The 24,326-nt window shown below is 42.9% G+C and carries 17 protein-coding genes and 1 pseudogene; 11 read left to right on the forward strand and 7 right to left on the reverse strand.

What is annotated here, in order from left to right; translation table 11 throughout:
• Positions 1–1,403: 1,403 nt before the first annotated feature.
• The 4 genes from ACSR9A_RS06025 (at position 1,404) to ACSR9A_RS06040 (ending at position 4,867) form a co-directional block, all read left to right on the forward strand.
• The gene (locus ACSR9A_RS06025) at positions 1,404–1,772 is read left to right on the forward strand and encodes a lactococcin 972 family bacteriocin (protein WP_473756174.1); all 369 of its coding nucleotides are present in this window, start codon (positions 1,404–1,406) and stop codon (positions 1,770–1,772) included.
• A gap of 66 nt (positions 1,773–1,838) precedes the next feature.
• Positions 1,839–4,019 (forward strand): DUF1430 domain-containing protein, encoded by a 2,181-nt coding sequence (locus ACSR9A_RS06030; protein ID WP_473756175.1) that lies wholly within the window; start codon positions 1,839–1,841, stop codon positions 4,017–4,019.
• The gene (locus tag ACSR9A_RS06035; RefSeq protein ID WP_473756176.1) at positions 4,016–4,633 is read left to right on the forward strand and encodes an ABC transporter ATP-binding protein; all 618 of its coding nucleotides are present in this window, start codon (positions 4,016–4,018) and stop codon (positions 4,631–4,633) included. Before ACSR9A_RS06030 ends, ACSR9A_RS06035 begins: the two co-directional genes overlap by 4 nt.
• Before the next feature lie 39 nt (positions 4,634–4,672).
• The gene (locus tag ACSR9A_RS06040; protein WP_473756177.1) at positions 4,673–4,867 is read left to right on the forward strand and encodes a bacteriocin-like WGxF protein; all 195 of its coding nucleotides are present in this window, start codon (positions 4,673–4,675) and stop codon (positions 4,865–4,867) included.
• Positions 4,868–5,377: 510 nt separating this feature from the next.
• On the opposite strand, the gene ACSR9A_RS06045 is transcribed toward ACSR9A_RS06040, so the two are convergent.
• Entirely contained in the window at positions 5,378–6,520 is a 1,143-nt protein-coding gene (locus ACSR9A_RS06045) for a site-specific integrase (RefSeq protein WP_473756178.1), read from the reverse strand.
• A 437-nt stretch (positions 6,521–6,957) separates the two neighbouring features.
• Here ACSR9A_RS06045 and ACSR9A_RS06050 point away from each other — a divergent pair, with 437 nt between their 5' ends.
• Positions 6,958–8,088, forward strand: a complete 1,131-nt coding sequence (locus ACSR9A_RS06050) for a hypothetical protein (protein ID WP_473756179.1) — start codon at positions 6,958–6,960, stop codon at positions 8,086–8,088.
• A gap of 562 nt (positions 8,089–8,650) precedes the next feature.
• Here the strand turns inward: ACSR9A_RS06050 and ACSR9A_RS06055 are convergent.
• Genes ACSR9A_RS06055 through ACSR9A_RS06070 form a run of 4 tightly spaced genes read right to left on the reverse strand, consistent with a single transcriptional unit; the run spans position 8,651 to position 11,816 of the window.
• Positions 8,651–9,718, reverse strand: coding sequence for a hypothetical protein (locus ACSR9A_RS06055; RefSeq protein WP_473756180.1), 1,068 nt, complete (start codon positions 9,716–9,718; stop codon positions 8,651–8,653).
• Complete coding sequence (locus ACSR9A_RS06060; protein ID WP_473756181.1) at positions 9,708–10,403, reverse strand: hypothetical protein; 696 nt, start codon at positions 10,401–10,403, stop codon at positions 9,708–9,710. The genes ACSR9A_RS06055 and ACSR9A_RS06060 overlap by 11 nt, the downstream gene beginning before the upstream one ends.
• 25 nt (positions 10,404–10,428) lie before the next feature.
• On the reverse strand, positions 10,429–11,100 hold the full coding sequence (locus tag ACSR9A_RS06065) for a stalk domain-containing protein (RefSeq protein WP_473756182.1): 672 nt from the start codon (positions 11,098–11,100) through the stop codon (positions 10,429–10,431).
• Between the two features lie 47 nt (positions 11,101–11,147).
• On the reverse strand, positions 11,148–11,816 hold the full coding sequence (locus tag ACSR9A_RS06070) for a helix-turn-helix domain-containing protein (protein WP_473756183.1): 669 nt from the start codon (positions 11,814–11,816) through the stop codon (positions 11,148–11,150).
• Positions 11,817–11,998: 182 nt separating this feature from the next.
• Between ACSR9A_RS06070 and ACSR9A_RS06075 the strand changes: the two genes are divergently transcribed.
• On the forward strand, positions 11,999–12,730 hold the full coding sequence (locus ACSR9A_RS06075) for a Crp/Fnr family transcriptional regulator (protein ID WP_473756190.1): 732 nt from the start codon (positions 11,999–12,001) through the stop codon (positions 12,728–12,730).
• A gap of 471 nt (positions 12,731–13,201) precedes the next feature.
• Complete coding sequence (locus ACSR9A_RS06080) at positions 13,202–13,750, forward strand: sulfurtransferase (protein ID WP_473756184.1); 549 nt, start codon at positions 13,202–13,204, stop codon at positions 13,748–13,750.
• Positions 13,751–14,872: 1,122 nt separating this feature from the next.
• Here ACSR9A_RS06080 and ACSR9A_RS06085 read toward each other — a convergent pair.
• A complete protein-coding gene (locus ACSR9A_RS06085; RefSeq protein WP_473756185.1) occupies positions 14,873–15,553 on the reverse strand; it encodes a hypothetical protein in 681 nt (226 codons plus the stop codon).
• Positions 15,554–16,037: 484 nt separating this feature from the next.
• Positions 16,038–17,027: pseudogene (locus ACSR9A_RS06090) on the reverse strand (IS4 family transposase).
• A gap of 273 nt (positions 17,028–17,300) precedes the next feature.
• Here ACSR9A_RS06090 and ACSR9A_RS06095 point away from each other — a divergent pair.
• From ACSR9A_RS06095 to ACSR9A_RS06110, 4 genes are all read left to right on the forward strand, one after another.
• Complete coding sequence (locus tag ACSR9A_RS06095; protein WP_473756186.1) at positions 17,301–17,462, forward strand: hypothetical protein; 162 nt, start codon at positions 17,301–17,303, stop codon at positions 17,460–17,462.
• A 952-nt stretch (positions 17,463–18,414) separates the two neighbouring features.
• Positions 18,415–18,597 carry an RNA polymerase sigma factor gene (locus tag ACSR9A_RS06100; RefSeq protein WP_473756187.1) on the forward strand — a complete coding sequence of 61 codons (183 nt, stop codon included), beginning with the start codon at positions 18,415–18,417 and terminating at the stop codon, positions 18,595–18,597.
• A 264-nt stretch (positions 18,598–18,861) separates the two neighbouring features.
• Positions 18,862–21,420 carry a winged helix-turn-helix domain-containing protein gene (locus ACSR9A_RS06105; RefSeq protein WP_473756188.1) on the forward strand — a complete coding sequence of 853 codons (2,559 nt, stop codon included), beginning with the start codon at positions 18,862–18,864 and terminating at the stop codon, positions 21,418–21,420.
• Positions 21,421–21,612: 192 nt separating this feature from the next.
• Positions 21,613–24,326 (forward strand): InlB B-repeat-containing protein (locus tag ACSR9A_RS06110; RefSeq protein ID WP_473756189.1); only part of this gene is annotated, 2,714 nt, incomplete at its 3' end.

A 24,326-nucleotide genomic window follows, 5' to 3' on the forward strand; every position in this document is an offset into this window, starting at 1 on the left:
TTTCATTTCGATGGTTTAAAAAGGATAGTGTTATGTTTGGATTGCCCTTGTTGCCTTAGTTTGCCTACCCGTGGACAAGGGGCTTTGTGGCTTTGCCTTAGCGTTCGCCCGGCTTCGTCCTTGTTGCCCGTCCATCCACAAAACTAGCGAGAGCACAACTTACTTCCGTTGCACGGGAAGTTATTTCTCTTGGCTTCAAGGCGTGCCTAGCTACTGCAACCCACCAAAGTTGTTCAAGTCCAAGGGAAGTACAGTCCCGTGGCTCGGACGAGCTAAGAAGTTATCCCACATATCTCGCAATTTCTGTAGCTGATAGCCCTACCATGCTTCCGTGGATATATCGTTAATAGTGTGGCTCAAAAAGTTTTGTTTTTCAACAGTTGTGCTATCCGTATAACTATCCGAGCATATCGTTTAGTAATGCTCGAAGCTCTCAGATCCATGCTTGTGGCTGGATAAACAAAACGCATGATAATAATATAGTTCTGAGCCCTTTTCTCTAAAGTATATCTTAATCGCTTTTGAGAAAAGGGCTCATGTTTATCTATTGATTCACTGGATTCTGAACAATTAGAAACTACTCAATGTGATATTAGGTAATTGGAAGCATATGTTGTAATTGTGTTTGGTAATCAAAAAGTGCGGAGTTTTGCCACAACGAAGTTTGTCTTTTTGCAGCGTAATAGGAGGTCTTATGCATAGATATTTCATGGTGCTTCTAAGCGGATAATTCCTAGTAAAGCAGTGAATCCTGCTGCCCCACAGAGGCTGGTAAGCTTATGTTATCCACCTCTCCTTATTCTTGCTTCACACACAATGGATTTAAAACTAAACACTTTTAATGTCCAACAGACAAGGAGGGATATCGGTTTCTTTACATATTTGTCTTTAGCTTCAGCTTGAATCTGCTCCGTGAATGTTTTGTAAAGATCACCGAAAGCCATTTACTAAATAAAGAAGTCAGTGTATTCTTGCCCGGGAAGCAATCCATTTTGTGGGGATATGAATTGGTGATGCCTAAAATCACACTATACAAGACATTTCAACATCCATATTTAAGGTTAAAAGAAAAAATAAGATTATTAAGTATATATTTATTAAAAATCAATGAGGCAAATAACCTATTTACAAGGAAAATTATAGTTGATATACTTTGAAAGTCGACTTGGTAAATATTTCTTAGAATATACCATTCTTTTCTGTGGGGCAAATTAGACTGTGCTAATACCAGCTGGCCTTTGACAGTGAGCTGGTATTGGCTTCGATAGTCTAGCAGTTTTATTATACAAATGGTAGAGCTGTTGGTGCTAAATCACAGTTGGGTGGCATATGTCAAGTTCGATGATAAGCTGGCCAGCTATCATAATTGAGTGTTTATCATATTATTTGGAGGAATGTTATCAATGAAGAAAAAATTGATTGCGCTAACAGTTGGGGCACTACTTATTCTCCCAGTAGCTGCATTCGCAGAAGTAGTTAACGAAGGTTCTGCATCGGGATCTTTGAATATTGATGGGCAAAGAGGAAATGGTGGGTTTCAGTTATTCACTCTAGTAACTGAGAATGCTGGTGGAGGTTTTTGGGCTCATGGTTTTTATGATGATGCTCCAAAACATTTCTCAGAGTATTCTCATAACTCTAAAGTTCATAGTGCAGCTGCTGGAAACTATAATGGTAGTATTTCATCCGGATGGATTCAACCAGGGTATCTGGCTCAAGCGATTTGCGTTGATACTGCTTGGGGAAATACAGTCAACTGGGGCGTTCAATAAATTGAAATAAATAGATTTGCCAAAATATTTTTTGGCAAATCTATTTTTCTTGAAGGAGTTTGCTGTATGAAAGTAAATTATGTTTTTCTCTCTGTTTATGTCCTGGCGTTAACCTTATTTGGCTTCAGTTTCACTTTAAACCAACAAGCAGCGAACCTGTTAACGAAAGATCATTTAGTTATGGAAATAAACTTTAAAGACACTAATCAAAACAATGAACTTGATTTCATTAGGATTTTAAAGGATTTTTCTGTTAATGAAGGTGTGAATATATCGCAGTACAACTTTCTTGATGAGCATACACTAAATATATACTCTTCAAATATAGAAAAGGATCCAAATGTACACTTAGAAAGTGGTTCTTGGCCTGAGTCAGATCAGTTTATAGCAAATGATAATTTAATAAATGATAAACAAATCGGACATGTTTCTTTTCCAATATCCGTGTGGAAGGTACGTTATTATAATTTTGATCAAGTCAGTAATGTTGGAGTAGGGAGTACCTTTTATGTGTCATCAATAAATCCTAGTATAGCAAAGAACGCTTCCGTAGCCTTTTCGCATTTTGCAGATGTGAAGTTCCAACAGGTAAGCCTGAGCCCTATTATGTTTGTTGATAAGACACTATTATATTTGATGGTATTCGCTACATTGATTCTTTTTGTCCATATCTTTTTTCAAATTTATAAAGGCCGCAAACAGATATATTTGAAAAAACTATGGGGCTATTCTTTCATGCAATCTTATTTCTCTATGTTAAATCAAATGCTCAAAACGTATTTCTTTATTATTTCTGGACTTGGGGTGCTTCTAGTTCCAGCCGTTTTTCTTTATCATCAATCTCACTTTTGGTTTGCGATTTTGATTACATTTATTGCTATCGCCTTTTTTTCATTATTCTTAATCTCGGGAATGGTATTGTTTTCAGTCATATTTATTGATCGGTCATTTTTTGGCAATGTAGCTTTGAAAGGTAAGCCGCCTTTTGAAAACTATCAACTGGCATCAATCATTATGAAACTATGTACAGTTGTAATACTTCTATTTATCATTAACTTGTCACTTTCCAGCACAATGGCACTGAAACAGAATTTGGATAATATATCGTATTGGAAACATACAAAAAACATGTATCAGATAAGAGTTCATCTTCCCAAAACAAACGGTGACTTAGCTAAGGAGAAAATTGTTAATGATAAAATTAATAATTTTTATCAATTACTAAAAGCAGAAAAGAATGCTTTTGTAATTAATGCGATGCTATTTTTAAACAATGAATCACGTGCAGATAAGAGTCCTATTTTCACATATGAACTAAACACCAAGGGAGAAGAACGAGTTTATGGTCCATATGGCAGGAGAATTGATATAAATGAAAATTATTTATTGTACAATCCCATTGAAACTGCTAATGGAAAGGACGTACTCGAACAAATCAACTCTGATTCTAATGTGTTGAATATATTAGTTCCTGAACAATTTAAAAAGTACGAAGGCTTAATCCGTTCTAATTATAAAGGGTATTTTTATTTTCAAAAGGTGGACATACCTAATATTTATAATAAGTCAATAGATAAACCATTGAATACAACCTCAGAAGACGAATTAGATATTAATATTATCTACACGAAAAGCAATCAACTGTTCTTTACATACAACAGCAGATTAGGTTCATTACAAGAAAATAATTATATTAAAGACCCAATAGCAATAATAATTAATGATAGTTACGATTCCTCTACAATTACTGCGAATGCAACATCGAGTTTGTTTTTTGAGGATAGTTCACAGGGAGAAGCGTATAACAGCCTTATTCCATTACTAAAACAGTCTGATACGCAGGAATATATACATTCAGTGGCTTCTGTTTATCAAGAACAAGGTGAACTTATAGCAAGTTTGTGGAAGAGTTTTATTCAGCAGCTCGTCTCGATTTTATTGATGATTGTATTGTCAGTGTTATTCTTAGTCATTTATATATGGAGTTACTATAAAAATAATATTTATGAACTTAATCTGAAATATTTATTCGGATATTCATACTGGGATCGAAATAAATCATTAATACTAATTATGTTATGTGTTTATACTTTCAGTGGGATTATTACTTTATTGTGGTTCAAAGATATCGTAATTATTTTTGCTGTTTTGGTGCTTATATGTATTGAGATTTGTTTAATATATATCTTCACTAAATACTTCAATACTAAAAACACTTCAAAAATTATTAAAGGAGAAAGTATATGATTCAACTTGAGAATGTTAGCAAATCATTCGATGGAAAAATGGTATTATCAGATTTGTCCGTATCTATCCCGAAAAATGAATTTGTTACCGTCATGGGGGAAAGTGGATCGGGAAAAACCACACTATTAAATTTAATTGGTTTGTTAGATGTCCCGGATAAAGGAAATATTAGAATATTGGATTATTCAAATCCGAAACCAAAAGACATTGAAAAATTAAGAAGGTATCACTTTGGATATATATTTCAAAATTATGTACTCATGGAAAATAAAACTGTGGAAGAGAACCTTCTTCTTTCTACTAAGTTTCGTCTCAAATTGAATCAAGATGGATTAAGGCATGCTCTAAGTCGTGTTAAGTTAGATGAGAGTTATTTAAAGAAAAAAGTATACCAATTAAGCGGCGGAGAGCAACAGCGATTAGCCATTGCAAGAATTATTATCAAACCATGTGACATTATTTTTGCTGATGAACCTACAGGGAATCTAGATGAACATAACAAAAAAATTATCCTCTCCCTATTTCATGAGTTACAGGAAGAAGGCAAAACTATTATATGCGTAACTCATGATAGAGAGATTGCTGAGAATTCGAGCAGAATTATTAATTTATAGTTCTTTTACAAACTAAATATTTCTAGGAGGATATAACTTATGATAAGGGCTTTAGGGTTTTCATTTGTAAACTGTTTATTATTTATTGTAGCAGGTATCATTCATCGAATAGTGATTAGATATTCCAATTTACCTATAAATAATGCTCCGATTTATTGGGGGGTTTTTGTGGGCATATTTTTCTTGGTTTCATTGGTCGTCTTATTAATTTTCAATCCTAAACGGTCAAAGTAATCTAAATCGCTGGTGATTCTATTGAACTATAACTCCTTGAAGGGCAGGATGCCGGTTCGCCTATCACGGGAGCAAAGAAATTTCCAGAGGCAGCTCGGTATCTGCTAGAATTTGTTATCCGAGGTTGCATTTTCATTGGTTAAAAGGGGCATGTTATGTTTGATTTGTTCTCGTCACCCCAGCGTGCCTGCCCATCTACAAAACTTACGATAACAAACCATGCTTCCGTCACACGGGGTTAGTTTTCTTGGCTTCAAAGTGTGTCTAGCTATTGCAACCCGCCCGAAGTTGCTTAAGTCCAGGGGAAGTACCGTTCCGTGTCACAGTTGGGAATGGACTTTCAGGTTTCACCACCTTTGGCCACTAGCAGTTTCAAAGCTGCTTGTTCTTGCGGTAGCCAATGAAACTAGAGTCCTGATCGCTTTTCTCTATAGCATATGCTGAGTGTCGTAGAGAAAAGTGATCATTTTTGTATTCAATTTTTAGGAAATACGAGTAATAAATAACCACCTAACGTTGGGTCAAGTGGCTAGGAGCTAGCATTTGATCGAGCGTATCAACAATTTCCTCTTCCATTTGTGGTAGTACGTGAGCATAAACATTCAGTGTCATGCTGCTTGATGAGTGCCCAAGCCTTTGCGAGATGGCTTTTATTCCTACTCCATTTGCCATTAGCAGCGATGTATGAGTATGACGAATGCTGTGGAAACATACCCTTGTTATTTGCTCTTTATCTATAATGCGTCGAAACTCCTTGTAAAGACTTCGAGGGTTTACAAAGTTTCCTTGTCTCGTATGGGCAATAAAGTCCATCTGTTCATTAAAGAGTCGAGTCTCTCCAGCTAGTTGCAGCATTCTTCTGCTACTGAGTGCCTCCATAATCGCTGGTGGCAAGGCTATACAACGGTTGCTGGAATCCGTTTTAGGCTTGCCAACTTCATATCCTTTCATAGCTTTTGTTATGGATTTAGATATGGTTACAGTACCTTGCACAAAGTCAATGTCCCTCCATTGAAGAGCAAGAACTTCCCCCAAACGCATTCCGGTATAAGCGCTGAGAAGGAACGTGGCGTAAAAGCGAGAGTCTTTAGCTGCTATAAGGAACCGGCTAAGTTCTTCTGCCGTCCAGAAACGAGGTGCTGTTTTGCGAAGGCGTGGAAGTTCGGCATGTTCGGCTGGATTTTCTGCTAATAGTTTTTTGCGTACAGCAAACCGTAGACCTTGTACCAGCAGCCTATGGGTGTAGCGAATAGTTTGAGGCGAGAGTTTCAGTTCCTTTCTCATCTGCCGGTACATCCATTCCACGTGGAGGACAGTCAGTTTAGAAAGAGGGATATTGCCCAGTTGTGGTTGGATATAATTCTGAAAGTAGGAGTTATAAGCCTTGTAAGAGCTAATAGTGATATTGGCTTCTTTTTGAAGCAGCCAAGCTATAAAGAAGCTTCCCACGGTCTGTGTCGGGCTGGGTACCAATAATCCATGTCCTCTATTAAAGTGTCCTTGAATATACGCAGCTTCTGCTGCTTCGCGTGTCGCAAAGCCACCCTTGGTAAAACGTTGTTTCGTCCCATCGGGCTTTTTACCAAGAGGTATGGAGAATTCCCACTTCTGATTTTGCTTGCGAAATCGAATATGCCCATTTAAAGCTGCCATCTGAAACAACTCCTTATTGTGCTTTATTTAAATTTTACCATCCGCTAACATATGCACACAATTATGGGTGGGCGTTTCTATAGGGATGGCGTGTACAAAAGAACAGCAGGTTAACAAAATGATGTTGCATGCTTCTGTGCTTTTTCAACGGATGGAAAGAGACTGAGGAATATTTATTGTGGTGATGGCCAAGGGAAAATATAATGAGGCATAGTTTCTCACAAATGAAAGCAAAGAGCATAAAGGCATCTCCAACCTCTAAATAGAGATCAAATCATAGTGGAATCACTCCTGATGTGAGTGAAGTTAATCGTTTGGTCTCTAAACAAATATGTAAAGTGATATGGGTGACGGCATGTAAGAAGCGATTTGGTGAACGCTGATTACACCAAAAATGCAAGCTAACGAGGAATTCACCCAGAGGGGGATGGCTGAATATGAAAAGGATAATGACCAAGTCGTCGATTCAACGGGCGCATAAACAGAAGCCTAATAACGACAAGCTTCCCGGAATAGGTTGTGACTACAGAAAAGCCTACAGCAAGTTTCTTTTGTTATTGTATACGTTTGATGGACTAACGTGTAGGCAAATAGCGGGCTTATTAGGCCTAAGTATTAAAAATCCACAGACAGTAAGCCGATATATGCAAGCTTTTAAAGAGTTTGGATGGGTTGCAGATGTACGTTTAGCAAGTGGGCGTGTGTACTGGCATATCTTGCCGAAAGCGATAAGGTTACTAGAGCGATTATTTGCTTTTGAGAATGGGTTGGGGGATCGAGTGTTTGAGCAACGAAAAGGGACGTATAGGCTGCCTGAAGCGGGTAGCCTGGAGAATTATAGGCCGAAATATTCACCTAAACATGATGCCTACGTGTCTGATGTGTTATGTAGAATGATAGAGGTTTGTCCGAAAGAAGGAGGAGTGGAGAAAGCGTATGGCCCGATTGTCACCAAAATGCTATATCCAACGACGAAGAGTACAGTAATCGGGAACAGGGATGTTTTATATAAAGAGCCCGTGTATTGGCCGGATGGGTTCCTGCAAATACGGATCGGCAATAAAAGTCTAGGAATTAATATTGAAATGGATACATCCAGGCAAAATTATGTCACGCTGATTGAAAAGGTGAGCAAGCTACGTATATATGCTCATCTAAACTCGAAGCTGTGCAAGATAGATCAGCATGTCATTATGTTTGTGGTGAAGCAGGGTAAGAAAGGAACTAACCGACCCAGCCGAATTGCAGATTTATTTAACCCTAAAATTCCGACGGATAATAATAGTTTTAGCGAAGGCGTTCAAAGAGAACGCGCAGCCTTTTTCAAGGGGATTGCCGTAGCACCATTGGTCATTGCTACAACTTTGGAGGAGGTATTGGAGGGAAGTCAGCCTTACGAGAATTCTGTTTGGGCATCCAGCGATAAACAGGGCTATCTATTCGATCTGAAGGGCATTGTCCAGTGGCGGGGTGTTAATGTGGGAGAAGCAAGAAAGGTCTATATAGCTAGTTCGGAGTGGATAGAAGCTTTAAATGCGGAGGATATAGAGCATATTTGGTGGAAATAAAGGAGCCTGTGTGTGGGGCTCCTTTTTGGTTTACATATTAAAAATCTTGTAGAGTTCATCGCGGGCCCATTGGTCAGGTGCCAGTTTATCAAGGTAACTCGCAAAAAACTTCTTTTGTCCTTCAGTCCAAGGCCTACTTTCTTCTGCTTCAATAGTTGTAAGATAACCAGGATAACAGTTAGGGCAATCACACATGTAAAATTCACTCCTTAAAATTTTGGGTGAATTTTACATTATGAATACGTAGCCTGTCAATTATATAGGTAACAGAGAGAAGAGTTAAATTTTAAGGAGGTGGAAGTAATGCTACCGCCCATCGTCCCCTTGTTTATATACTTCCAGCTACCCCCAGAATAGCCCATCTGCCATACCTGATAAGACTTTATGGTAGCTCCAGCTGGGACGTTTAGGGTTGTGGTTACTGATTGTGTTGAGTTTGAACTAGTGATTTGTCCGGAAGCAAATGGAACAGCTGTTGTTATATTTTGAGTAGCCCCTAAAACTACTGTTGGCGCAGGGGGCAAGACCCCTACGCCAACAGCTAGAATTAGAAGGAGGGCTATTAATCGTTTGCCCATCCGTCTTTCACCTCCGTAAGATACATGGGAGAAATTTTGTTATAACGTTCTAAGTGAATTGGGAGAGCGCCAAAACGCTTGATCTGCCCAGCTACCCAAGTCTTAGGAACGTACCGTATATCATAGTTATACCCTTTGGTACCTACCTTATCCAACGAAAGCAGGAGACGGCTTTGGTAAATCCCTGCGTAATCACGTTGAACTTGGTCATCCATACTACCCTTCCAATAACGGTCGTGTAGGATCACTCCCCCACCTTCACCCTCAGTATAAGGATAGAAACTTCTTTGGGTGCTTTGGAGACCGGAGGAACTCGCCTTTACCTCTCCAACTACCTTGAACAGGTACACGTAGTCTTTTGAACTGTAAGGACCCGTGCCAAAGGTTGCGTCTTTCCAATACTCCGAGTAAAGCTCGCTTTTGTCTGCCGGGTCAAGGATCATAAATTTCTCAATAACTGCATCGTAACTCTTGTTGATGCTGAGACGATGCGGGAACTTGACCAGATCGTTCTGGTTGAACATTGTGATCATGTTATGACCATGCCACTCGACTTCCGCGTAGGAACTTGCACCCTTATCGAAAGCCAACTTATTGCCAGCCTTGATCTTGGCTAGACGTGCTTGCAAAGTGCTGAGTTGTGCCTGAGTGATGATTCCATCTGGCGAAAGGGTTTCAGCCTTAGTGCCTGTTCTGGACAGGAGCCCCAGATTAATGGCGCGGAAAAACAATTCATTAGAGTTGCCCGTTTTACCTGAATACTCTGGAAGCAACCCTCGTACAGCCAATTTAGCAAAATCTTCTCTAGTAGCTTCTTTACTTAGACTACCTTCCATGTCCCCGGCTACGTAGATTCCTGCCCCTATAAGCAACGATTTATGATTTTGGCCTGTCAGCTTGAAGGAAGCTGCAATTGTTTTTAGAAGCTCTGCTCGTGTTACGGAGGGGGAGGTGGTTGTTTTGGCTGCCAAGGCATGGTTTGATGAAAAAAGCCCCATAACTAAGAAGATAGCCATTACTAAAGTCATTATTGCCCTTGTGTTATTGCTCATACTGCATCTGCTCCTTCTTACAGTTATCTAAATCCATTTTGATTGCTAACTTCTGTTGAATATACGGTTTGACAAAGATAGATGCTAGTACGGAGTAAGACAAGGCCAGTGCTAAAGCATACAGCAAAAATTTTTTATCTTTAAGGTAAAGCTCACTCATATGTTTATCCACGTGCGACAACAATGACTGATTTCTCGATAAATTAATCGAAAATATGTAATCAAAACCTATACTGAGTAGAGCAGTTAAATATGGAACAAGTAGAAAGAGAAGTGCATTCACAAACGGTATCAGTGCCAGAATTGAGCTAATGGTACTAACTAATAAGCCAGTGCCAAAACTAATGAATAAAACAGGAAAAAGCTTACGCAGACCTACTTTCAAAACGTTCTTTAAGGACAAGGAGTTCTTGGTTGCCAAATAAGGCAGGAAGTACAGACCTGTTTGAAGGATTTTAATAATGCCACCTACAAACAGTAGACCAAATCCGTACTTAATTACTTTTTTGAGCACTTGAAATAATATTGCTCCTGTCACACTAGAATCTTCAGAATATATTAGGACATAAAAATGATACAAATCATTTGCTAAACTAATAATTGTATTGATAAATAGTAAGGAAGCAAAGACGACAGGGATATATGCAATTAGTAGGTGATATTTTAAAAACACCAAATATTTCATACTCGCGTTGTTGCTATTCATAGACTTACTCAAGTACAGGGTTTATGAGAGCAGTATAATTGCTAGTCCAACTTGTTCCTGTTGTTGTAACTACCAATTGGACGATGTTTGTGACATCTATTGATATAGCCTCGTTAAGACCGTTATATCCTATAGATTGTTCATCTATGAGTCTACCGTTCTCATCCTTAAAAATTAAATTTGTACTTGCGCTCTTTGAAGATCTATCATCAACACCTAGAGAATAGGTCAGTTTCTTATACTTGCTATCCAGATTGATTTTAAAAGCGCCTTCTGGATCGTCAGAACGGTAATTACTATATAAAACGATACTAGGGGCATTATAAACTTTGTTGTTAATCGTCACTTTGTTAGGATAGGAAACAGACTCGATGGCTTTACTATAGGATGCGAGCCCTTTAATGACTTTCCCCTTCATTTTCTCCCCGATAGTAATTGTTTTTGAGGCATTATCCCAAGTTACACTTACGTCTAATAGATCGGCAGCAGCTTTTACTGGCAGTAGCACTCTTCCATTTTGAATAACTGGTTTCAAATCACTTGCGGTTGGTGTTTTATCAATTCCGTTTTGAACAATCTTGAGAGACCCAGTTGCAGCGTAAGAAACTCCTGAGAAAAATAGTGCCCCTGTAACAAAGCCGATAGTAGCGGATTTTAGATTGATTTTTTTCAACATTATATTTCCTCCTGTTTTATGGTGATTTAGGTTGTATGTTTAGCTGTCTATTTGAAATTCATTAATAAAAGACGGGCTTCTTCTGCCAACCACTGCTTGTCTTCAGAGTATAAATTTTTTTGCACATTAATAATCCCACTTCGTTTAGCAAGTCGATCCATCTGATTTTTCATTAACTTGGAGTTGCATAGACAAATGACTTGAATACAATGATTAACGAACCAAAATTGAAGCTTCTCCCAAAGTTCCATCACCTCATTCGTAAAAACAATTGGCTGGCCTTTTGACATCATTGAGCTATTATCTACCAAAAGGCGGACTTTACCCATCTCAAGCTTCAGACATATAGCTTTTAACTCTAACGAGATTTCCCTTACTTCATCAGCATGTAAAGCACCCGTTACTTTCCAAGAAAGTAGGTTCCTTGGTATATCTACCTCATAGGCGAATCGTTCTGCAAGTGGACGTGATAGTTCTCTTTTCAGAAAAGCAGTATGCAGAGAGAAGCGCTCGTCATCGAAAAAATAGCTGATGTCCACATCCAATGTATTGCATAGTAACTCAATGTTTTTTAGAGAAACATTGCGTTCTCCGCGTTCAACCCCTCCAATATACGTTCTGTCCAAACCGGATCGTGAAGCAACCATCTCCTGCGACATACCTGATCGCAAACGTAATTCTTTTAGGCGTCGACCGAAGTCTTCTAAAATGTCCATCTAAAGCACCCTTTTACATCAATTGGTTTATAGGAAGATTATACTATAATAGATGTTTGGAAGGCGACGGACTATAAGTATCATTTTGTTATTTTTTGTTTATTGTTGTCGAACAAAGGGGATAGAATTACAATGAAGAAAGCATTATGATGCTGGTTATGGAGGGATTAGGGTTGGATACTGTGCTGGATAGCATTCTCTTTAAAGGCATTGAGGTTAAGGATAAGGATATGGTTTTTGCCAAGTTTAGTTTGCGTAAAATAGCGAAAAACTCTGTTCTCTTTTACCAGGGAGATCCAGGCTATGAGATGTATGTTATCAATACAGGAACCTTTAAAATATACCGTGAAGAAGCAGAGCGTGAAATAGTATTCGGGCATCAGTTTCCAGGTGAAACGATTGGTGAGCTTGAAGTATTACATTATGATCACCATCGTTTGGCAACCGTAGCTGCACTGGAGCATTCAACCGTGTGGGTAATCAGGAAAGCGGGATTGGAAGAGCTTATGCAAATTTACCCGGAGCTTTGGCGTAAAATGTTTTATATAATGGCCGAGCGCCTTGGGCAAGCAGACCGCAAGCTAGAGTACCTTGCCTTTCTCGATACGGGAGTAAGAGTAGCGAATCTGCTCCTTGACTTAAACTCCAATTTCGGTGAAGTGCAGGAGGACGGAAGTTTCTTCATTAACTGGCGTGTTACCCACCAACATTTTTCCAATATGATTGGTGTAAGTCGTGAGTCTGCTACACGAGCATTGCATGATCTGCAAAAGGCAGGGGTTATTGTTATTAAACAACGTATGATCACCATTCTTGATAAACCTCATTTGGAGAGCTGGGCAGGAGGAAGCCCTCGTCCAGATGAATCTCGCACGTGGCATTCACATAGCAAGTATGAACTGACGGTTAACTAAATCCATTGTAAGATAATATGGTTATAAGTTCTGTGATCCACGCGGCAATGAATTTGTGATCCGCATCACAAAAGTACCTTCAAGAGGTTTAGGACAACAAAAGGACAACAGAAAAGTTGCTGTTTGATTGAAGATTAGATGATGAAATGTTTTGTCTAAATCGCTTTTGGAGTATAGCATGTTGGTATAATACGTAATTGATTAAATGATGTGGGGGAGGCTTCATTGGCACAAAGGAATATACGGTGCTGCAACAGAACCCCACTTATTAATCTATTATTGTTGAGCCACGGAGCGGTATCTTTTTTGCTTTGGAGTAGTCTGGTTGGATGTTAGCAGCTGGAACAAGCTAAAAAGCAAGGACAATATCCTTCCGTGGCTCGGAAAACAATAGTTTGGAATTGCAAACAACAATCAACAGCTTGCCAACACGAGTGTAGAAGGAAATGTTTACATAACCAAGGCGGAGCGATGGCCTCGCGCCTGCGCTGGCTGCTTGAGTGGATGGGGCATGAGGGGCAAGTGTATGTGCTGGAAGGCGGATTCACTGCTTGGCAAGCAGTAGATTATCCCGTTAGCTCAGAAGATCCGGTTGCGGTGGAAGGGGTTATTTTTGAGCCAGCTTTGCGGGATGAGATTCTAGTAAGCCGCTCTTATGTGAAGGAGAGCATCGGCAAGGACGGGATCGTGATTATTGATTCGCGTGAAGCGCCTCGCTATCGGGGGGAAGTCGAGCCAATGGACCCGGCGGCCGGACATATTCCGGGGGCGATTAATCATTTTTGGGTGGAAAGCCGCCATGTGGATGGCGTGTGGAAATCGCCGGAGGAGCAGGAGGAACGCTTTGCGGGGCTTTCGAAGGATGATGAGATTATCGTGTACTGCGGTTCTGGCGTTACCGCTACGCCTAACTTTTTTGCGCTGCAGGAGGCAGGGTTTAAGAATGTGAAGATTTATGCGGGGAGTTGGAGCGATTGGAGCTCGGATAGCGAGAATCCGGTGGCTACGGGGGAAAAGTAAGAGCTGAGAAGCCATGTCGGACGAGGGTTTGGGGGCTGTGACAGGTTGCCTGGTAGTGACCTGTTGCGGCCCTCTTTGGGCTTTTCTGTAAACAGCTTGTAAACGAGAGGTAGAGAAAAGCAGTTGCAAGAACCCTGGAGTCAGCATAGTCCGGCAGTTGGGTAAGATTGTGTTGTTGAATAAGAAATGTGATGGAATTACCGCACACGGCAGCCAACCAAGCGTTGTGCATTCATGTACGCAGCTAGAGGTTCCATAGAAATAGAATGGATATCAACCGAGAACGCAGAGTATGATTTTGATAGCATCATCTCCTGTTGTAATGGTTGCTGGATTGCTCCCGGAAGTCCATATAAAAGTATGAGGGGAGCACTGCATGTCATTGAATATGCAAGAAAAACGGGCATCCTCTGCTGGGGACAATGTAGGGGATATCAGCATGTTGTTATAGAGTTTGCTCGATTACGAATCGATGATGCCGACCACGCCGAGCACGATCCTTACGCCTCTAAATTAGTAATTGGCAAACTTGTCTGCTCGTTAGCAGGGCAAAGATACATCAGTTATAAAACGTTGATAGGCCACCTCTTTTTCGTAAGCACCTTGTTCGTGCCTCAAGCCCGATCTACTCAAGAGAGCCCACATCTATTAGTCTCATCGTTTATTCAGCATGTAATTAACATCAGATAACTGCGTCGCAAACACGGGTTCAACACTGTGCAAACAACACGGTTGCAATTCGGTCTTTTCAAGTGCTATCTTGCTTCACTTGGCCTTTTGTTGGAGTTCTGTTCGGCTTGACCAAGCTAAGGGATGTGGGGGAGCAAGAAGCTGGTCGGATTGGTTTTCTTACCCGCAAAAATGTAGCGACAGGCGATGAGGAAGAACAATGAGGCGTACAACAGTAGGAGGGTTTGCTCATGGAGGTTTGCGCGCATAAACATCCCCATAAAGCGTGCTTGTTGATTGTTAAGTAAAATAGCTCGAAACTCGAAGCTACCGGACTGTTTCATTTCCAAAAATAAAAGCCGAGCAGCGGTATTAGCGATGCTCGGCTGAGGATTGCAAAAAAATATGATATCTAAAATGTAAACGTGATTCAATGAAACGCTGGACAGTCTTCTAAACGCACATTGGGATTCCTGCTTGTTGGGTAGTCCATTCCTTTGTTGTATTAACTGTTGTAGTCATTACTTTGATAAGTCCAACGTTTCCAATGGACAGCCACGAATCTACTTTAACGGTAGCTGTCAATTCAACTTTAGCTCCGGAACTAGTAACTTTAGCCCCAACAGTTCTACTAGAGATTGTGAAAGTCGTGAGAAGATTATCGTCGTTATCTACTACTGAAACAGTCGCATTGTTTACAGAAGTGAATTTGTTCCATGAATAGTTTGAAGCTGCTTCATATGCTAATTCAAATGACCCGCCGAGATTAGTTGTGTAATAGAGCATTTGTAATCCAGTGCAAAAAGTAGACGTATTTTGAGGGGCTACTACACTTTGAGGAGCTATTCCATTGCTGTTATCCAGGGATGTAACTTTTTTAGGCGCTTGTTGTAATTGATTAAGAGCTTGTTGCAATTCCCCCACAGTAATAGCAATGAAATCGTCCGAAGCATCGGCTTTTTGCAAATCACTAGAATCTAAACCCAAATATTCCACAACTTGCTTCACATTCTCTTTAGTTACAATTGTGTCAGGCGACAAGGATCCGCTTGCGCTAACCGGTGCGCTAACCGGTAAAATTAGAGCGATAGATAGACATAGAGTAGTGCACAAACTAGTAAATTTTCTCAACATTGTATTACCTCCTTTTTTTTGCCATAATACCATGATAGAGGGATATTTTCCAATATAGTAATTTATTAAAATGCGAACTAAATGGCGTTTTATGGATTGACGATTCGTGTTATTGTATGCGATTTTTATATGAAGAGTAGGGCAGGATAAGCAGATTAACCAAGAGATCCCCTTGAATTCAAGGATTTAATGAGTTCACATGTCCGCAGGAACTTCATGTAAAAACGATCAGACTGCCAAACCTGACTTGAACCTATACGCACTAGCGTTGCATAAACCCTGACCAAAGATCTGTCTGAAAATTAAGAAAATTTTTCTGGATGCAAATCCAAAAGGTTGAACTCTTCTTAAAGGTAGCACCTTCCATTTGGATGAATTGTGTAAATTTGTTCACATGAGTAATTACAAGGGCTTGCCGATTAAACGGTTGTTTCTCTTCGTCGTCTTCCTTGGGATTAACGGCTCGGCTTTCGCTTCATCCGAATTAACCACTCGGCGTAGGCTGCCACAGTAGTTTCGTCAGCCAACGGGTCAGTTGCAACAGGCTGTGCGGGGCCTTTGTCTCCAACTTTACAAGTAAGAGCAAGCAGAAGGCGATCAACGCGATCCAAATCTGGTTGTGAACGGCATGATCACTTTGTCCGTGAAAATGCTTAATCCGCAGATGCTGCTTCATCCACTTGAAGAACGTTTCAATCGCCCAGCGACTTCGACACATCTCACTTATTTCGTCGCATGAAAGGTCAAATCGGTTCGTGACCAAGAATAGCAGATTACCTTGCGAGTCTTCGGTTTGAACCATCAGCAGCTTATGTTTCATTTTCTTCTGCTGCGAACCCACATGCACGATGACGTCTTCGCTGACGCTGCTTTATGTTTTGATGTCAAGGAATTCAAGCGGCTCCACGCAAGCGTTATTCTTGAACCGAGTGACGAAAGAAATGTCGCTCTCGCAGTAGCGATCGAATGCTGCATAATCGATGTAGCCACGGTCAAACACATAAGTGACGCCAGGTTCATCGACTAGCTCATCGAGCTGGGTGCGGTCATTCTTCTTAGTTGCCGTGATCGTCGCCTTATCCGGTATAACATCATGTTCGCCGAAAAATGCCAGTCGCATATGGAGTTTGATGCCCGCCCTCGTCTTACGAAACGTTGCCCATTTGTACTGTTGCAAACAGAGGACGACCGTTGATGAGTCAATAATCTTGATTGAATGACGATGAGCCGGAGCGTGGTAGGTTGCAAAAATCCGTTTTACGAGACGCTCGAACACCTGCTGAAGCAGCTCTGGATTCACCTGTTTGTGCTTACGACTGAGCTGAGCTGCCGAAATCGATGTGAGCCCAAGTTCCTCTTGAAATGCCTTGCTGAGTACATCGTCAGCGATATGCCGAAGTCCTTCACTGCCTTGCAGCTGTGCATGCAAGAACAGCTTCAGGTACGCAGAAGTCGTTAACTTTTTCGCGTACAAATATTAACAGGACAGAAAGTTATGAATATTCAGATAAAATTTATGCAACGCTAGTGACCTATACCCTATAGCAAAGAGATTTATTATTGATGTATATATAGGCTTACGTTACAATAAAAGGGTAATATTCACTTCCATACTGATTCATTATAGTGCTTCTTATCGCCGGGATCAGCATTTTAGCGCACTTTGATGGATCAAGGAAACCTTTGTTCCATCTCTTCGGCGAATGCGTAGAGGCTATAGATAATTGAAAGAAGGAGTTGTGACGAAATGGAATCTATAGAAACAGGACTTAAACTAGCTGTGTTTATATTAATTATTTCGCTATTTTTTGCTTTGGTAGGTTTTCTGGTCAGAAAATTTTTTGGTGACTCTTTCGATAAAATATTCGTAAAAATAGCTGCTTTATATAAAAAAAAATTTAGAAAGTAGGACTGACCATTTTGTAATTTTCTGAGGATTCAATCGTCGGTGCGGCAATTTTTAATGAAGCTGCCGGATCGCTAAGTTCTAAAATCTACGCTCAGAAATGAGATAATAGCGGGAATGCTAGTAGAAGGTCATTAAAATACCATAACAGAAACTTTAACTGGAGCGATTGGAGTTCGGATAGTGGGAATCCGGTTGCGGTGGGGGAGAAGGAGAAGGCTTAAGCGAAATAATAGTATATGCATCTTGAATACATCGCCATATGGGGCTTGTGCCTTGGGCGATGTGTTTTTTTATTTGGAGTAAACACGAAAAAAGGCGAAACTCGATTCGCGCCGAAGTAGCGCAAGAGAATCCTTCGGATAGGGATTAAATGTCCAACCTGCATCTTTGGGCCTGAGTTGGAATTCAACTCGGCTTGTTTCAGAAACAGGGTGGATGTGAACGAGAAGACCAGACATACATGACAATGTCACGGGGGATTTTGAAATGAGTATATTGATATTATTTAGTAGAATAATGTTATTCGAAAAGAGGTATACAACGTGCATATTAAGCCATCAACGACAATTAGACAGGACTACAATGGGTTTTCAAAGCTTTGTCATGAACGGAATGAACCCGTAATTCTGACCCGTAACGAGGAAGCAGATTTGGTTGTCATGAGTCATGGGCATACCAGCGAATGGATGCACGCATAAAACTGTAATCCAAGCTTTTGGTCGCAGAAAAACAGATTTACGAGGGGATGCAATTGCTTGATCATGATCAAGTCATGGCAAGGATGCGAAAGAAGATCGATGCAGCCCAAGAAAAAAATTAGTTATTCTCCGAATATCTATTGAAGCAGAGCAAGGTGAGTTTGTCGCCGTCGCTCTGTATTTTTTTATGGAGAAAAACCAACGCCACGTTGTGCTAGTCGAGCATGTTACTTACGCTACTTATGATAAAATTTATGGAAAAAGGTTGTATCTTTTTAGCTGTTCGGTCGTCTAACAAGAAGCTGGCAGAAGGGAGGGAAGGGCTGGAAAGCTTTGCTGATGTCTATAAAATGTATGCGGATCAGGTTTATCGATATGTGTTGTCGATGACAGGTGATTGGGATCAGGCGGAGGATCTAACCCAGGAGACTTTTTAACGTGCTTACTTGCATATTGGTGGATTTAGAGGCGACAGCTCCTTATATACCTGACTATGTCAAATTGCGCGTTAACTATACCTGAATGCAGGGAAGCGAGGAAGCAGGGAGCGCCGCAGCAGTCAGTACATGGTGTCCGTTCATTGCATGTCAAACACTGATACTGAGGTTGAGTCATTATTTAGAGAATAAAAAGGATAATTGTCAAAATAAATCGAATACCGAATATATAAATGGATTAATCAGCTTACGGAGGAATCAATCATGATTAGAAGCACAAAATTTCTTATTCCCCCTGCGCGAAAAGCACTGATCGAAAGGCCTCGGCTGACGCGAAAACTGGAGGAAGGCATGGAGGTCAAGCTGACGTTGCTGTCTGCCCAAGCCGGCTACGGCAAAACGACAGTATTAAGCGAATGGGCGCGGCAATGCGGCTCTCTGGTTGCCTGGGTTTCGCTGGATAAATACGATAACGATTGGAGCGCGTTCTGGAGCTGTATTGTGGCGTCCATACGAGAAAGGCTGCCGCGTTTCGGTGAATCAATAGGCTTTCTGCTAGAACAGGAGTCGGCGGCTTCCATTGATTCCGCCATTGCGGCGTTTTTAAATGAACTTAGCACGATTGACAGCGATTTTGTTCTGATTCTGGACGACTACCATGTAATTTACAATGCACCTGTCAACGAATCGATCCGATATATGCTGCAACATCTGCCTCAGCATGTCCATCTCTATATCGCATGTCGTACCGAGTTGCCTTTTCCCACGACCAGGCTTCTTGCAAAAGGCGAGATGCATGTCATTAGAATCGAGGATGTGCGATTCGAGCTGGAGGAGGGGATTGTTTTCTTCCGGGAGACGACGGACTTATCGCTAACGAAGCAGCAAGTCGTCGCATTATTTCAACAAACGGAGGGCTGGGTGAGCGGACTTCAGCTTGCGGCCATCACGCTGAAACGAAGCGGCAATATCGCAGATACCATTCGTCAGTTCAACGGCCGACAGCGTCAAATCTCCGATTATTTATTGGAAGAAGTATTCGGGGACTTGCCGGAATCCTTGCGGAGATTCCTGCTATCTACCTCCGTTCTGAGCCGTATGAACGGGGAGTTGTGCGCAGCGGTAACGGGACAAACCGACAGCCAGGGCCAACTTGAGCGATTAGAGCAGTTGAATTTGTTTATTATTCCTTTGGACGAACAGCGCTATTGGTTCCGGTATCACCATCTTTTGGCCGAGTTTCTGCAGCAACTGAGCGCCAAGGAACATCCGGAGCTGTGGAAACAATCTCATCGTCGGGCTGCGATTTGGCATGAGGCTGAAAGGCTCTACGAAGAGGCGGTGGAGCATTACATTAAGGCGCAGCAGTCAGAGGACGCCGTTCGGCTTATCGAACGTATTATGCCGGCTCTCCTATTATTGAAGAGCAATGTGCTTTTAAGATGGATTGCGTCCTTGCCGGAGAGCAGCTACGCACACAAGCCGACGTTCGAATTGTTCTATATCTCTAAATTATTGATGGATGGAAAATGGAGTCAAGGGCTGCACAGGACCGAACAAGCAGAAAAGCGGTTCCAAGCCATGAAAGCCTTTATCCCTGAGCCCGAATGGAATCAGTTGATTGGCAATCTCTATTATCTAGGCGGGATTTTCTCGTATTTACAGCAGAACTTGCCGCTGACTTCACGCTATTTTGAGCTGTCGGAGCTGTATTTGCCGGAGGGAAGCAGTTTCCAGCAATCATCAAGCAAACGGTATCAGGGGCATGAAGGGTTTATGGATCTTCTCTCGCTGACCGACGAACTTCGCGAGGTGGAACAATTTCTGCTGAAGTGGATTAAGGCATGGGAGAAGAAAAGAGTCTATCCGCATATCGGCTACCTGTATTTGTCGTATGTCCTGCTTCTATACGAGTGGAATCGGTTGGAAGAGGCGGAGACGTATCTCGGACAGGCGATGAGCCGAGAGGATCTGCGGACCAACGTATGGATTTGGATTCAGCTCGGTATTGTCTCATCTGGGCTTCAACAGGCGGTGGGAAGTGGATGTCAAGCGGTCGAATGGCTTGGCCAGTTCGGCTCGAACGTCGATTCGCCCGATCAGCAAGTTATTTGGAAGAGAATCATAGCGGAGCAAGCCCGGCTTTTCCTGAATCAGGGGCAGCTTCGGGAAGCATACGATTGGTTGGAGCAGAGTGGGATGTCGCCTTCTGATGAAGTCTCGGACCGCCATTACGAGGAGTATCTGGTTCTGGCAAGAGTTCTTGCAGCGAACGACCGGACAGAGGACGCACAGCAATTGCTCGAACAACTGGAACGTCTGGCAGACAAGGAGAATCGTTTGCGGGGCCGAATCAAGCTGAAGATCGTGCAGAGTATGGTGCTTCGGCAATCCGATCGTCCTGAAGCGGCGTTTGCTCCCTTGCAAAGCGCCTTGCAGCTCTCGGAACCGGCGGGCTATATTCGCAGTTTCCTCGACGAGGGTCCGCTGATGGTTGAAATGCTGGCCGATCTTCTAAACGAACGGCAAGAAGCTGCGATGTCACCGTCGCAATTGAAATATATCCGCCTGCTTCTTGAAGCTGCTGGCAATGGTCGGTCCAATAAGCTTTTGCCGGATGAGGTGCTGACTGAGAAGGAAGAGCAGGTGCTTGTTTTGCTCACGGAGGGCTTGATCTATAAGGAGATAGCCGATCAACTGAGTATTACCCTGGACACGGTAAAGTTCCATGTAAAGAATGTCTATCGCAAGTTAGGGGTACATAATCGGGTGCAAGCGATTCAACGAGTCAAAGCAGCACCGGCATCCGGTTTGAGGCGATAATAGCGGGGATAAAGCTCTTAGACAGTGCCTATAGGTACTGTCTCTTATGCGTTCGGCAGAGCATGCAGCGATAAAAAGCCTACCCGATTTAGTGTTGCCGACCTACCCGAAAGGGCGGGTCAAATCCGTTAGGCTTTCTTTTATAATAGAAGACAGGTTCGATAACGATTGTAAGAGGGGTGTTGAGACTTCATGATGAAGCGCGGTTTTTATTTATTCACGGTATTGTGCATGCTAGCGGGATTACTTCCTTCTTATGCTTCTGCCGCGAGCACAAATGCGTTTCTAAGCGGATTGACGATGTCCGGCGGAACGGCTTACGAAGACAAGTCGGACGCGTTATTTTTGAGTTACTATGCAGACGTGGCGAACGTTGTAAGTGAAATCACGGTTACGCCTATGGCGCAGGACAGCAAAGCGACAATTCAGGTAAACGCTAAGGATGTGGACAGCGGCAGCGCTTCGGAGGCGATCGCCCTGGATGTGGGCGTCAATACGATTTCAATTCTGGTCAAGGCAGAAGACGGAGCGCTAAGAAACCACACCTTGACGGTAACCCGTGCGGGGCTTCCGGGCAGCGACGCGAAACTGAGCTTTTTGAACGTAACTACGGAAGACAAGAGACCGTTTGGTTTAGGATTCAACTCGAGTTTGCCGAATTACGACATAGGCTCCGTTACCGACATGAGCAGGCTTCTTGTGAAGCCGGATTTGTCGGATATCGCGGCCACGGTGACGATAAACGGGATACCGGCGACAAGCGGCAAGGATAATTCCGTCGATCTGAGCTTGGGTACGAACACGATTACGGTGAAGGTGACGGCCCAAGACGGCACGACAACGAGAATCTACACGGTTAAGGTCAAACGATTGGCCGCTTCGGATGCTTATTTAAACGCTTTGACAATATCTAGCGGCACGATTGCGAGGGATTCGACGGACAATTCGAAATTCGCGGCAAGCGTAACGAGCGGCGTGGGCAGTATTTCGGTTACGCCGACGACGCGAAGTAAATTGGCAACAATCAAGGTAGACGGAGAAGCGTCGCCAAACGGCGGCGCATCGAGACCGATTGCTCTGAATGTGGGAAGCAATACGATTGCGATTATGGTAACAGCGGAAGACGGAACGACGCAGGGATCCTACACGTTGACAGTAACGAGGCCGATGGCTACGGTAACCTTCAATTCGCAGGGAGGCAGTCCGGTCGCGGGCTTGACGGACGTCATGCCGGGCACCACGATTAGCGAGCCGATTACGACCCGTGAGGGCCACTCTTTCTTGGGGTGGTATGCCGATTCGAGTTACAGCAAGCAATGGCATTTCGACACGGATATAGTTGAATCGGACCTCACGCTGTACGCGAAGTGGGTTCAAGCCTACACAATCGTCTTCGAAGCGCAGGGTGGCAGCGGCACGATCGCATATCTAACCGGCGTCACGAAGGGACCAATCAGCGCTCCGGTCTCTCCGGTCAGAGAGGGCTACACCTTCGCGGGCTGGTACAGCGAAGCGAGCTATGTAACGCCATGGTACTTCGAGACGGATATTGTGAACAAGAGTATGACGCTGTATGCAAAGTGGACGGAGGGCCAGAGTTACACCGTATCCTTCGATTCGCAGGGAGGCCCTGCGTTTGCGAGCTTGACCGGCGTCGGCCCCGGGGAGAAGATTCGCATTCCCCTTCTAACTCGGGAGGGCCACTATCTTGAAGGCTGGTATAAAGAACCGAGCTTTGCGACACAATGGAATTTTGCTGCGGATACGGTTAATGCCGACACCACGCTCTATGCAAAGTGGGTAGCGGTGTACACGGTCACCTTCGACACGCAAGGAGGCAGTGCTGTTCCAGACAAGTTGACCTATTCGGGAACGATTCCGGCTCCGGCAACCCCGACCAAATCGGGGTACATCTTCACGGGGTGGTATCAGGATGCAAGTCTGACGACGGAGTGGAACTTTTCGGCCGATCCGGTGAACAGAGATATGACGTTGTATGCGGGTTGGTTCTCTGAGCCGGGCTACATGGTTACTTTCGACGTGCGCGGAGGCATCGAAGTGGACAGCATTACTGGTCTATATCCGGGAGCCAAGATCCCGATGCCAGCAGGCCCTTATAAAGAGGGTGAGTACGAATTCGACGGCTGGTACAAGGAAGCAAGTCTTGAGACGCCGTGGAACGTGGAGACCGATACGCTCAGCGGCGATACGACATTGTATGCGAAGTGGAAGGATAGCACGTATTCGGTCACATTCGAAATAGGAAGCGGCTACTTTGAAGGTGATCTCGAGACCCGATTGCTCCATGTAAGCCGCGGAGCGAAAATCGCGAAGCCCTCGAATCCGATTAGTAGGTCCAAAGGGGTTTATTTCAACGGCTGGTATAAGGAAGCGAGCCTTGAAACACCATGGGATTTCGATACCGATACGGTGATGGGTTTTACTTCTATATACGCGAAATGGACGAGAATGTTCGAAGTCACTTACATCTCGGAATACGGCGGATACTCGAACACATATAAAGTTTTTGCGGGCTCGAAGCTCGAAAAGCCGGCTGATCTGACGTTTGAGCACTATACCTTCAAGGGCTGGCATATCCGTGGAGGGAAAATGTGGAACTTCGATACCGATACGGTGAGCGACGATCTCTCCCTCTTTGACGAATGGGAGCTCACCAAGTACACAGTAACGTTCGATTATCAGGATGGCAGAGCCGGCATCCCCGTGTTAGTAAGCTATGGAGATGTTACTGCCCAGCCGTACGTACCGGAGAAAGAGGGGTACACGTTTGAAGGCTGGTACAACGACACAAGTTATGCAACGCCATGGGACCCTAGGTTCAATGCGGTATTGGGAAATATGACGCTGTATGCGAAATGGGCGGCGATTCCGGCAGCGACGTACAC

It is taken from the genome of Paenibacillus sp. R-74696 (assembly GCF_055814915.1).